At 74.0% G+C, this 12626-nt stretch carries 8 protein-coding genes; 7 read left to right on the plus strand and 1 reads right to left on the minus strand.

Going from position 1 to position 12626, the window contains the following annotated elements:
* Nucleotides 1–11: 11 nt before the first annotated feature.
* From AB0I49_RS32660 to AB0I49_RS32690, 7 genes are all read left to right on the plus strand, one after another.
* A complete protein-coding gene (locus AB0I49_RS32660) occupies nt 12–1958 on the plus strand; it encodes a hypothetical protein (RefSeq protein ID WP_363230788.1) in 1947 nt (648 codons plus the stop codon).
* 88 nt (nt 1959–2046) lie between these two features.
* Nucleotides 2047–2751: a TetR/AcrR family transcriptional regulator gene (locus AB0I49_RS32665; protein ID WP_363230789.1), complete on the plus strand. Its 705-nt coding sequence runs from the start codon at nt 2047–2049 to the stop codon at nt 2749–2751.
* Between the two features lie 156 nt (nt 2752–2907).
* A complete protein-coding gene (locus AB0I49_RS32670) occupies nt 2908–4215 on the plus strand; it encodes an extracellular solute-binding protein (RefSeq protein ID WP_363230790.1) in 1308 nt (435 codons plus the stop codon).
* 157 nt (nt 4216–4372) lie between these two features.
* Nucleotides 4373–5356 (plus strand): sugar ABC transporter permease, encoded by a 984-nt coding sequence (locus AB0I49_RS32675; RefSeq protein ID WP_363230791.1) that lies wholly within the window; start codon nt 4373–4375, stop codon nt 5354–5356.
* Complete coding sequence (locus AB0I49_RS32680) at nt 5353–6204, plus strand: carbohydrate ABC transporter permease (protein ID WP_363230792.1); 852 nt, start codon at nt 5353–5355, stop codon at nt 6202–6204. Before AB0I49_RS32675 ends, AB0I49_RS32680 begins: the two co-directional genes overlap by 4 nt.
* 144 nt (nt 6205–6348) lie before the next feature.
* Nucleotides 6349–8040, plus strand: coding sequence for a glycoside hydrolase family 13 protein (locus AB0I49_RS32685; RefSeq protein WP_363230793.1), 1692 nt, complete (start codon nt 6349–6351; stop codon nt 8038–8040).
* Between the two features lie 474 nt (nt 8041–8514).
* On the plus strand, nt 8515–9471 hold the full coding sequence (locus tag AB0I49_RS32690; RefSeq protein WP_363230794.1) for a phosphatase PAP2 family protein: 957 nt from the start codon (nt 8515–8517) through the stop codon (nt 9469–9471).
* Between the two features lie 31 nt (nt 9472–9502).
* Here the strand turns inward: AB0I49_RS32690 and AB0I49_RS32695 are convergent, their stop codons facing one another.
* Nucleotides 9503–12538, minus strand: a complete 3036-nt coding sequence (locus AB0I49_RS32695) for a bifunctional [glutamine synthetase] adenylyltransferase/[glutamine synthetase]-adenylyl-L-tyrosine phosphorylase (protein WP_363230795.1) — start codon at nt 12536–12538, stop codon at nt 9503–9505.
* Between the last annotated feature and the right edge of the window lie 88 nt (nt 12539–12626).

Raw genomic sequence — 12626 nt, forward strand, 5'->3', positions numbered from 1 at the left:
TTCTTCCGAATGTGGAACAGCAGGCGACAACCCCCCGTCCCGAGGTCATCACCCCCATCGACGTCGAGCAGGCCGAAGCCGCGCTCATGGAGCACTATCCGCGCCTGGTACGGCTCGGATACCTCGTCCTCCCGCCGGAGCTCGGTCGCAAGCGCCGGGTACTGACCGCGCACGCCGTCGCCCAGCGGGCCCTGCCGCGCAACCGGGCGGCGGCCACCGGGCACGGCCTGCCCGCGCCGCGCACGCCCGACGGCGCGCGCACCGATCCGGGGTACGCGTTCGTACGGATCAGGGTGGTGCGCGCGGCGCTGGCGGCGGGACGCCCTCGCAAGCGCTGGCAGCCGCCGCGGCCCGGACAGCTGCCGCCGCCGCTGCCGCGGGTATGGGGGCTGCGGCTGTTCCCGCGCTCGGGCGGGGCCGAGGAACTCGCCCTGGAGCAGGCGCTGTCCGCGCTGTCCGGGCCGGGCCGCGCGGCGTACGTGCTGCGCGCGCTGGAGCGGATGGGCGAGCTGGACGCGCTGCGCGCGCTGGACGCCGCCGGGGTCGACGACCCGGACGCGGCGCTCGACGAGGCGGACGCGGTCGAGCTGCCCGCCGGCAGCCGGGCCGAATCGCTGCTGACCGCACCGGAGTTCGACCCCTGCTCGCTTCAGGCGCGGCCGACCGACCTGATGCGCCGCCGCCAGCACTCCCGCGCGGCGATCGCGGCGCTGGCCGCCGTCGCCGTGTGCGGCACGCTGCTGAGCCTGCCCGGCTCCGGCTGGGGCCCGGACGGCGCGGCGGCCCCGCCGTACGCGCGCAACGCGGCCGCCGAGCGGGCCCTGGACCCGGCGAGCCTGACCCGGGCCGCGCCGACCGCGTGGAAGACCGCGGACCGCGGCGACTTCTCCACCTGGCCCGAGCGCGGCAACCGGGTCGGCGACGCGGAGCTGCTGCACCGGGCGCTGGCCGTCTGGGCACGGCCGGGCCGCGACACGCGGGCGTCGGCGACGCCCGGCACCCTCCCCGGCCCGCCGCCCGGCCCGCCCCAACTGCTGTACGCGGGCGAGGTCGGCTCGGTGGCCGTCGTGATCCTCCACGACGGGCTGCGCGTGGTGCGCTACGCCGAGCCCAAGAGCGGCAAGGCGTCGCTGGTGGCCCTGGACTTCGCGCGCGCCGACGCCGCGGACGCGGCCTCGGCGACCGCCCTCGTCGTGGCGCGCGTGGACGGCAACGTCCGCTATCTGACGGCCCCTTGGGTGAAGGACACGGCCGTACGCGACTTGCTCAAGCCGACCGCGGCGGCCCGGCCGCTGCACCGCTCCGCCGACGGCGTGACCGACCCGGTGCCGAGCCCGGCCGCCGGGGCGCAGAACTGCGAGAACTGGCCCGCGCTCCAGCTCGGCGACCGGCTGGTGACCGACCTCGGCGAGCTGTTCCCGGCCCGGCTCACCTACGGCAGCCCGAAGACCGGCGACGGCCATGACGTGAACAACGCGGCGGGGCGGGCGAGTTGGGCCCACGCGGCCTGTCATCTGGCGGGGGTGCGCGGGCAGGGCGTGCGGTCTGTGAACTCCTGGCGGTTCGCGACGCAGCCGCTGCCCGGCGGCGCCGGGAGCGCCGAGTGGGCCTGCACGCGGACCGAGACCTGGCGGGGCGGCGGCAGCCAGGCGCTGGCCCTGTTCCGGCCGCCGAACGCCGCGCCGGGCGCGCCCGGCGCACTCGTCGCCCGCTCCGCGGGTTCGCGGTCGTGCGGCCCGCACGACCCGACGGCGCTGGCGGGCGCGCTGTGGAAGTCGCCGGCCGGCCAGTGGTATCTGCTCGCGGCGGGCAGCCCCCGGGTCGCCTCGATCACCGCCACGGGCGGGGTGCGCGGCAGCGCGCCGGGCCATCTGCTGGCCGTACCGGCGAAGGACGGCGCGCGGGCGAAGCTGAGCGCGCGGCTGACGAACGGGAAGAAGCTCACGCCGCTGCACTGACACGGCGCCCATACGAAGGGACACGACAAGATCACAGGTTGGGCACCGGCCAAGACCTCCGCGCGACCCGGTCGTTAGAGTGGTCCGCATGACGACCGGGGTACGCCGCAGGATGGGCGTCGAGCAGCGGCGGGATCAGCTGATCTCGGTGGCGCTCGGGCTCTTCGGCCGCCGCTCCCCCGAGGACGTCTCGATCGACGAGATAGCGGAGGCCGCCGGGATATCGCGGCCGCTGGTCTACCACTACTTCCCCGGCAAGCAGAGCCTGTACGAGGCCGCGCTGCGCCGCGCGGGCGAGCAGTTGGCCGCGCTCTTCGTCGAGCCGCGCGAAGGCCCGCTCGGCGCGCGGCTGCTGCGCGTCACGCACCGCTTCTTCGACTTCGTCGAGGACCACGGCCCCGGCTTCACCGCGCTGATGCGGGGCGGCCCAGCGGCCGGTTCGGCGGCGGCCGGCGCGATGATCGACGGCGTGCGGCAGGCCGCGTACGAGCAGATCACCGCCCATCTCGGGCTGGCGCGGCCCGGGCCGCGCATGGAGCTGGTGGTCCGCTCCTGGATCTCCCTCGCCGAGACGACGGCGCTGCTGTGGCTCGACGGGCGGCAGCTCGCGCGGCGCGAGCTGGAGCTGCAACTGGTGCACGATCTGGCGGCGTTGGCGGCGGTGAGCGCGGCGTACGACGAGGAGATGGCGGAGGTCCTGCGCCGCATGCTCGCGGACGAGCCCGCCGACGGCCCGTTCGGGGACCTCGTGGGGCGGCTCACGGCTCTCGCGCCGCAGCCCGCCGCGAGCTGACCGCTCCGCTTCCCCGGCTGAACAAGGCCCTTTTCCTGTGCGTGAGTTGGCGTGTTCTCCGCGTTGCAAGCCCTTTCGCGAGGGATGGCGACCTGTTAGCTTCCTCCCCAGCCCGGACCCTCCAGGGGCGGGCCGGCCCTCGGGAGAGGGGAACCCATGCGCAGAGGCTTTTCCACCGCTGTCGCCGTGGGGGCGCTGGCGCTGGGCGCGGCGGCGTGCGGAGGGGGCGGCGGCGGGGCGGACGAGGGGAGCGGCTCCAAGGCGGCGAAGGAGCCGGGGAGCGTCTCCGGGACCGTCACCTGGTGGGACACCTCGGACGCGACCAATGAGGCGCCGACGTTCCGGAAGCTGGTCTCGGCGTTCGAGAAGAAGTACCCGAAGATCTCGGTCGACTACGTCAATGTGCCGTTCGACCAGGCGCAGCAGAAGTTCAAGACGGCGGCGCAGAGCGGCCGGGGCGCGCCGGACGTGCTCCGTTCCGACGTGGGCTGGACGCCGGGGTTCGCGCAGCTCGGCTATCTCAAGGACCTCACCGGCACCCCGGCGCTGTCCGAGCGCGGCGACTTCCTCGAAGGGCCGCTGAAGAACGCCGCGTACAACGGCAAGACCTACGGCGTCCCGCAGGTCACCGACACGCTCGGCCTCATGTACAACAAGGACCTGCTCAAGCGGGCGGGCGTCGCCGGGCCGCCGGCGAACTGGCAGGAGGTCAAGACCGCCGCCGCGAAGATCAAGGCGCGGACGGGGGCGGGCGGCATCGGGCTCAACCCGGACAGCTACTACTCCCTGCCGTTCCTCTACGGCGAGAAGAGCGACCTGGTCGACGTCGCCAGGAAGCAGATCACCATCGCCGACGCCGCGTCGCTCAAGGGCATCGAGACCGCCGTCGACCTGGTCAGGTCCGGGGCCGCGCCGAAGCCCGCCGGGACCGACGGCTACAACAACCTCAAGACCGACTTCAAGAACGGCCGGCTGGCGATGCTGATCGACGGCCCCTGGGCGACGAAGGAGATCTTCGGCGGCGCCGCCTACCGCGACCGTACGAACCTGGGCATCGCGCCCGTACCGGCCGGTTCCACCGGCGTCGCGGGCGCCCCCGTCGGCGGCCACAACCTCGCCGTCTACGCCGGGTCGAAGAACTTCGACGCCGCGTACCTCTTCGTGCGGTTCATGACCGACGCGGCCCGGCAGGAGACGGCCGCGACCTCCGTCGGCGTGCTGCCGACCCGCAAGTCGGCGTACACCAAGGGCGTGCTGGCCGATCCGGTGCGCGACGCCTACCGCCGCGCGCTGGTCACGGCGCACCCGCGCCCGGCGATCCCGCAGGGCGGCGACCTGTTCACCGACTGGCTACAGCACTACACGAAGATCCTCACGCTCAAGGAGGACCCGAAGGCGGGGCTGGACGCCACCGCGAAGGCGTGGAAGGCCACGCTGCTCAAGGACTACGAGATCCGGAAGTAGCCGCCGGGCACGCCCAGTCGACTCCGGCTCGGCCGGTCGGGGGGAGTACGGCCACCGGCCCGTACGCTCCCACGCGCCCGCCCCGCCGAGCCGGTTCCACCGCGTTCGCCGACCCCGGGACGCGGAGCCCGCCCCGACCGACGAAAGCCGCGGAGCCATGTCCACTGCCGCATCCGGTACCGGGCCCCCGCGCCCGGCGGGCCCCGGCCCGTTCCGCCGGCTGCGGCGCTCCTTCGACACGTACTGGTACGCGTGGGCGATGGTGCTGCCGGTGGTCGTGGTGCTCGCGGTGCTCGTCGGCTATCCGCTGGGGCGCGGCGTCTTCCTCTCCTTCACCGACGCCGACGAGGCGAACGTCGCCCGGACCATCGGCGTCAACCACATCCCGGCCACCTACCGCTTCGTCGGCCTCGACAACTACTGGAAGGTCCTCTCCGGGCAGGAGGGCCACTTCTACGGGCGGCTGGCGTGGACCGTCGTCTGGACCGGGTCCTGCGTCTTCTTCCACTACACCATCGGCCTCGGGCTCGCGCTGCTGCTCAACCGCCCGATGCGGTTCCGCGGTCTGTACCGGGTGCTGCTGATCCTGCCGTGGGCGGTCCCGGCGTTCGTCGCGACGTTCTCCTGGCGGCTGATGTTCAACGAGAAGTACGGCGTGCTCAACGCCGTCCTGGAGAAGCTCGGCGTAGGCGCGGTCGACTGGCTCGGCGACGGGCTGCTCCAGAAGGTGTCGGCGGTCGCGGTCAATGTGTGGCTGGGCGTGCCGTTCATGATGGTCGCGATCCTCGGCGGCCTCCAGTCGATCCCGTCCGAGCTGCACGAGGCCGCCGAGGTGGACGGCGCGACGCCGTGGCAGCGGTTCCGGCATGTGACGCTGCCGGGGCTGAAGCCGGTCAGCGGGACGGTGATCCTGCTGGGCGTCATCTGGACGTTCAACATGTTCCAGGTCATCTACCTGCTGATCGGGCAGGGCGCGAGCTCCGAGAGCGAGATCCTGGTGACGTACTCCTACCGGCTGGCCTTCCAGGGCGTGCGCGACTACGCGGGCTCGGCCACGTACGGCATCTTCATCCTCTCGCTGCTGCTGGTCTTCGCCGTGTTCTACCGGCGGCTGCTCACCCGGCAGGAGAGCGCCCGGTGAGCCCGCCCCGGGCCGTACGGGCGCGGGGCGCGCGGTCCCGCGGGGCGTCCGTCGCGCTGCACGCGACGCTGACCGCCGCCGCCCTGATCGCCGCGTTCCCCGTCCTCTTCGTGGTCTTCGTGTCGCTGCGCGGCCGGGACGGCTGGCAGGAGCCGATGCGGTTCGTCGGCTTCACGCTCGCCAATTACGGCCATGTGCTGGCGCACACCGAGTTCCTCACCTGGTTCCGCAACTCGGTGCTCGTGGCGCTGGGCGCGACGGTGCTGGGCGTGCTGGTCGCGGCGAGCGCGGGGTACGCGGTCTCGCGGATGCGGTTCCCCGGCCACCGCCCGCTGATGTGGACCTTCCTGGTCGTCCAGATGTTCCCCATGGCGGTGCTGATCGTGCCGCTGTACAACATTCTGGGGACGCTCAAGCTCCTCGACTCCTACCCCGGTCTCATCGTCACCTACTGCTCCGTCTCGGTGCCGTTCTGCGCCTGGATGCTCAAGGGCTACTTCGACACCATCCCCGTCGAGATCGACGAGGCGGGGCGGGTCGACGGCCTGTCCCCGTTCGGCGCCTTCTGGCGGCTGATCGTCCCGCTGGCCCGGCCGGGCCTCGCGGTCACCGCCTTCTACTCCTTCATCACCGCGTGGGGCGAGGTCGCGTTCGCCACCCAGTTCATGAGCAGCGAGCGGCGCTACACCCTCGCCGTGGGGCTCCAGACCTTCGTCGGCCAGCAGAAGGCCGAGTGGGGGCTGATGACTGCGGCGGCCGTCCTGATCACCGTCCCGGCCGGGTTCGTCTTCTTCCTCGTACAGCGCCATCTGGTCGCCGGGCTCACGGCGGGAGGCACCAAGGGCTGACCGTCACCGACGCGCGCGCCCCGCGTTGACCTCATAGCCGGAACAGCCGGAACAGCCGGACAGCGCGCCGGCGCGACGAACCCGCCCGTTCCATCCGCATGTACCTGACGCCCCGTTGACCGGGCCCGCCCGACAGGAAACCGCATGACCCAGGATCTCGCGTCCCCCGTCCACGACCCGAGCGCCCGCCGGGCCGCCGGCTGGTGGCGCAGCGCCGTCATCTACCAGGTGTACGTGCGCTCGTTCGCCGACAGCGACGGCGACGGCGTCGGCGATCTGCGCGGGGTCCGCGACCGGCTGCCGCACCTCGCGGAACTGGGCGTGGACGCGGTCTGGCTGACGCCGTTCTACGCCTCGCCGCAGGCGGACGGCGGCTACGACGTCGCCGACTACCGGTCGGTGGACCCGCTGTTCGGGGACCTGTCCGACGCCGACGGGCTGGTACGGGAGGCGCACCGGCTGGGCCTGCGGGTCATCGTCGACATCGTGCCCAACCACACCTCCGATCAGCACGCCTGGTTTCGAGCCGCGCTCGCGGACCGGCACGGGGGTCCGGCCCGCGAGCGTTACCACTTCCGTCCGGGGAGAGGCGAGCGGGGCCAGTTCCCGCCCAACGACTGGGAGTCCGTGTTCGGCGGCCCCGCCTGGACGCGCACGGCCGGCGCCGACGGGGCCCCGGGCGAGTGGTACCTCCATCTCTTCGCCCCCGAGCAGCCCGACCTCAATTGGGACAATCCGGAGGTGGCGCGGGAGTTCGCGTCCGTCCTGCGGTTCTGGCTGGACCTGGGCGTGGACGGGTTCCGGATCGACGTGGCGCACGGCATGGTCAAGGCCGCCGGGCTGCCCGACATCGGCCGCGGCGAGCAGGCGAAGATGATCGGCACGCAGGTGCTGCCCTTCTTCGACCAGGACGGCGTGCACGAGATCCACCGCTCCTGGCGGCGGCTGCTGGACGGCTACGACGGCGAGCGGATCGGGGTGGCGGAGGCGTGGGCCCCGACGGCCGAGCGGCTCGCGCTGTACGTACGCCCCGACGAACTGCACCAGGCGTTCAACTTCCAGTTCCTGCTGTGCCCGTGGGGCGCGGCCGCGATGCGGGAGGTCATCGACGAGTCGCTGGCCGCCACCGGCTCCGTGGGCGCGCCCGCCACCTGGGTGCTCTCCAACCACGACGTGGTGCGCCACACCACCCGGTACGGGGGCGGCGAGCGGGGGCTGCGCCGGGCGCGGGCCGCGTCGCTGCTGATGCTGGCGCTGCCCGGCTCGGCCTATGTCTACCAGGGCGAGGAGCTGGGGCTGCCGGAGGTGGAGGACCTGCCCGACGAGGCGCGCCGGGACCCGGCGTTCCTCCGCCGCGCGAGCGGTGATTCCGCCGGGGGAGCCGAGGGGGCCGAGGGGGCCGAGGGAGAGGCGGCGGAGCGCAGCGGACAGGACGGCACCCGGGACGGCTGCCGGGTGCCGATCCCGTGGTCGGGCGACTCCGCCCCGTACGGCTTCGGGCCCGGGGGCAGCTGGCTGCCGCAGCCCGCGCGGTGGCGGGAGCTGTCGGTCGAGGCGCAGTCCGGCGACCCGCGCTCGACGCTGGAGCTGTACCGCTCGGCGCTCGCGCTGCGCCGGGCGCTGCCGGGGCTGGGCGACGGCCCGATGGAGTGGCTGCCCGCGCCGGAGGGGGTGCTGGCGCTGTCCCGGCCCGGCTTCGTCTGCACACTCAACACACTGGCCGCCGAGGCCGAACTCCCGGTGCCGGGCCGCCCGGTGCTGGCCACCGCGCCGCTGGAGTTCGGCGGCGGCGCGGTCCGCATCCCGGCCGACGCGTGCGTGTGGTGGGCGGTCTGAGCGGGCGGTCCGGGATGCGGCCGGCGCGGCCCGCGCCGCTGACCGCCCGGCTCGCCCGCGGCGCGGCCCGGGCGAGGGTCGGCGCGGCCGCCGTCAGCCGGGGGCTCGACGGCGGGCCCGGCGCCGCCGCGGCCACCCGCCGGGGGTATACGCCGTCGCCGCCCGCCCTTCGGCTCCCCCGACGGCCGGGCGGCGGCCCGGCCGGGGGTCACCCGTTTGGCGGCACTGGGTCACCGGAGAATGGGGCCGGCGCCCTGGCCCCGCCGGTTCGCGCCCGTACGGCGGAGGACCGAGGAGACAGGGGACGCCCCCGCTCCGCGAGCCGAGTCCGCCATGCTGCCGGAACCGGTGGTCAGGGGCTCGACGGCCGCTGCCCCCAAGGGTCGGGACCGCCTTCAGGACGACCTTGAAAGCAGGTAAGAACCGACCTGGGGATGATCTGCGCTTCGGCTCGGTCTGGCAGACTGTATTCCTATGGGTGAAGCGCACGTGAGGACTCCGGAAGGCCGATCGGCCACCCCGCCACCCATCGAGGAGCGCGCGGGCCGGCCGGCGGAGAACCGCACGCTCATGCAGCGTCTTCGCGCCCCGCGCAGGCCCCGTCTCTGGTTCGAGATCCTGCTGATCGCGGTCAGCTACTGGACGTATTCGCTGATCCGCAACGCGGTCCCCGAGCAGAAGGCCAAGGCCCTCCAGAACGCCGACTGGATCTGGCAGGCCGAGCAAACCCTGCACATAGCGGTCGAGAACACGATCAACCGGGCCGTGGACTCGGTGACGTGGCTCATCGTGGGCATGAACTACTACTACGCGACGCTGCACTTCATCATGACGATCGGCGTGCTGGTGTGGCTCTACCGCCGCCATCCCGGCCGGTACGCGGCGACCCGCCTGGTGCTCTTCGCCACCACCGCCTTCGCGCTCGTCGGCTACTACTTCTACCCGCTCGCCCCGCCCCGGCTGATGAACGGCGTGTCCTTCATCGACACGGTCGTGGTCCACCACACCTGGGGCTCGATGGCGTCGGGCAACCTCGCCGACATGTCCAACCAGTACGCGGCGATGCCGTCGATGCACATCGGCTGGTCCACGTGGTGCGGCATCACCATCGCGATGCTGGCGCGCCCCCTGTGGGCGAAGATCCTCGGTGTGCTCTACCCGGTGGCGACGCTGGCCGTCATCGTCTCCACCGCCAACCACTTCTGGCTGGACGCGATCGGCGGGCTGATCTGCCTGGCCGTGGGGTTCGCCCTCGCCTACGCCTGGTATGGGGCGTTCCCCTACCGGCTGTCGCGGCAGGTGGCGAGCCGGCCGGTGGCGAAGGCCGCGCCCCGGCCGAAGTCGGGGATCAAGCCCGAGCCCGAGGCCGCCCCGGTGAGCGTCCGGCGGAAGGCCGGGGAGCAGGCGGCGGCGAAGGCCGAGACCCTGTAGCCGACGGCCCCGAAGGCCGCTGCGCCCGCCGTCACGCCCCGTAGAACAGCTCCTCCACCACCGCGCGCGCCCTGCGGGTGATCCGCCGGTAGTCCTCCAGCATGTCCCCCACGTGCCCCGGCTCGTAGCCGAGATAGCGCCCCACCGCGGCCAGCTCGCGGCTGTCGCCGGGGAAGGTGTCGCCGGGCCGGCCGCGTACCAGCATCACCGCGTTGCGCACGCGGGACGCCAGCATCCACGCCTCGTCCAGGGTCTGCGCCTCCTCCGCCGGTACGAGGCCGGCGGCGTGCGCGGCGGCCAGCGCCTCGCGGGTCCGGGTGGTGCGCAGCCCCGGCGCCTCCCAGCCGCGCCGCAGCTGCATCAGCTGCACCGTCCACTCCACGTCGGAGAGGCCGCCGCGGCCCAGCTTGGTGTGGGTGGTGGGGTCCGCGCCGCGCGGCAGCCGCTCGGTCTCCATCCGGGCCTTGAGCCGCCGGATCTCGCGCACCGCGTCCTCGCCGAGCCCCTCGGCGGGGTAGCGCAGCGGGTCCACCAGCTCGATGAACCGCTCGCCGAGGTCCGCGTCGCCGGCCACCGGCTCGGCCCGCAGCAGCGCCTGGCTCTCCCACACCAGCGACCAGCGCCGGTAGTAGGCGGCGTACGACGCCAGGGACCGCACCATCGGGCCGGTCTTGCCCTCCGGGCGCAGGTCGGCGTCGATGAGCAGCGGCGGATCGGAGCTGGGGAGCTGGAGAAGGCGGCGCATCTCGGTGGCGACGGCGAAGGCGGCCTTGGCCGCGACCTGCTCCTCGACGCCCTCGCGCGGCTCGTACACGAACAGCACGTCCGCGTCCGATCCGTAGTTCATCTCCCGGCCGCCGAACCGGCCCATGCCGATGACCGTGAAGCGGGCCGGGAGGGTGTCGCCCCACTCGGCCCGTACGGCGGCGCGCAGGGCGCCCGCGACGGTCGCCGCGGTCAGGTCGGAGAGGGCGGAGCCGGTCGCGTCGAGGGCCTCGCCGGGGTCGGTGCGGGCCGGGACGCCCTCGGTGCCGTACGCGCCGACGAGGTCCGCGGCGGCGGTGCGGAACATCTCGCGGCGCCGTACGCCGCGGGCCGCCGCCACCGCCTGCTCGGCCCCGTCCGCGCGGCCGACCGCGGCCAGCACCTCCTGTTCCAGCCCGGCCCGGCCGCGCGGCCGCAGCCCGTCGGGGGCGCCGAGCAGGGCGACCGCCTCGGGGGCGCGCAGCAGCAGGTCGGGGGCGAGCCGCCCGGCGGACAGCACGCGCGCCAGGTTCTCGGCGGCGGCGCCCTCGTCCCGCAGCAGCCGCAGATACCAGGGGGTCTTGCCCAACGCGTCGGAGACCTTGCGGAAGTTGAGCAGCCCGGCGTCCGGGTCGGCGGAGTCCGCGAACCAGCCGAGCAGCACGGGCAGCAGCGTGCGCTGGATGGCGGCCTTGCGGGTCACGCCGGAGGACAGCGCCTCCAGGTGGCGCAGGGCCGCGGCCGGATCGGCGTAGCCGAGGGCCTCCAGCCGCTGGCCGGCGGCCCTGGCGCTGAGCCGGGTCTCGCCGGGTTCGAGCTGGGCGACGGCGTCGAGCAGCGGCCGGTAGAAGAGCTTCTCGTGCAGCCGCCGCACCTCGCGGGCGTGCCGCTTCCACTCCTTGCGCAGGTGCTCGACGGGTTCGACGCCGCTGGGCCAGCCGAAGGGCCGGGCCAGGGAGCGGCCGAGCCGCCGCAGGTCGGCCTCGTTGTCGGGGACGAGGTGGGTGCGGCGCATCTTGTGCAGCTGGATGCGGTGTTCCATGGAGCGCAGGAAGCGGTACGCGGCGTCGAGGGAGGCGGCGTCCGCGCGCCCCACGTAGCCGCCCGCGGCGAGGGCGGCGAGGGCGGCGAGGGTGTTGGCGCGGCGGAGGGTGGCGTCGGTGCGGCCGTGCACCAGTTGCAGGAGCTGTACGGCGAATTCCACGTCGCGCAGCCCGCCGGGGCCGAGCTTGAGTTCGCGGTCGATCTGGGCGGCGGGGATGTTCTCGATGACGCGGCGGCGCATGTGCTGCACGTCGGGGACGAAGTTCTCGCGCTCGGAGACCTGCCAGACCATGGGGGTGACCGCGTCGATGTACTCGCGGCCGAGTTCGGCGTCGCCGGCCATCGGGCGGGCCTTGAGCAGCGCCTGGAACTCCCAGGTCTTGGCCCACCGCTGGTAGTACGCGAGGTGGCTGGAGAGGGTCCGGACGAGCGGCCCGTTGCGGCCCTCGGGGCGGAGGTTGGCGTCGACGGGCCAGATGGTGCCCTCGGCCGTCACGTCCGAGCAGAGCCGCATGAGCCGGGCGGCGAGCCGGGTCGCGGCCTGCACGGCCTTGGACTCCTCGACGCCGTCCTTGGGTTCGGCGACGAAGATGACGTCCACGTCGGAGACGTAATTCAGTTCGTGGCCGCCGCACTTGCCCATGCCGATGACGGCGAGGCGGGCCGCGGCGGCGTCGGTGGGCTGCTCCTCGGAGGCGATCTCCAGGGCGGCGAGCAGGGTGGCGGTGGCGAGGTCGGCGAGTTCGGCGGCGGTCTCGGCGACCTCGGTGGTGCCGCAGACGTCGCGGGCCGCTATGCCCAGCAGGGCCCGGCGGTAGGCGGCGCGCAGCGCGTCGGGGCGGGGCCGGCCGGCGCCGCGCTCGCCCCAGATGCCCTCGGCGAGTTCGCGCTCGAACTCGGGGGTGGTGGGGTGCAGGTCGGCGGACTCGTAGGTGACGAGGGAGTGCCAGTCGGCGGGGTGGCGGGCAAGGTGGTCGCCGAGCGCCTCGGACGCGCCGAGCACGCCGATGAGCCGGTCGCGGAGCGGTTTGGCGGTGATGAGCGTGTCGAGGAACGCGCGCCGGTCGTCGTCCTCCTGCGCCTCGACCATGCGGACGAGGCCGTGCAGCGCGAGGTCGGGGTCGGCGGCGGCGCCGAGGGCGTCGAGCAGCACGGGGTCGGCGCGCACGGTGGAGAGTTCGGGCACGTCGAGGAGGCGCTCGGCGCCGGCGGGGTCGGTGAACCCGTACCGCACCAGCCGGGTGAAGGTGGAGCTCCTGCGACCCTGCGGTACGGCCATGCCGCCGCCTCCCGTCCGTCGAACGCCGCGCTCGTCGCCGGCCGCTCGCGATCACTCGTGGGCCACTCGCGATCAAGGGCCGGTACGA

Origin of the sequence: Streptomyces sp. NPDC050617, from assembly GCF_040654795.1 — a bacterium.
GTDB lineage: Bacteria > Actinomycetota > Actinomycetes > Streptomycetales > Streptomycetaceae > Streptomyces.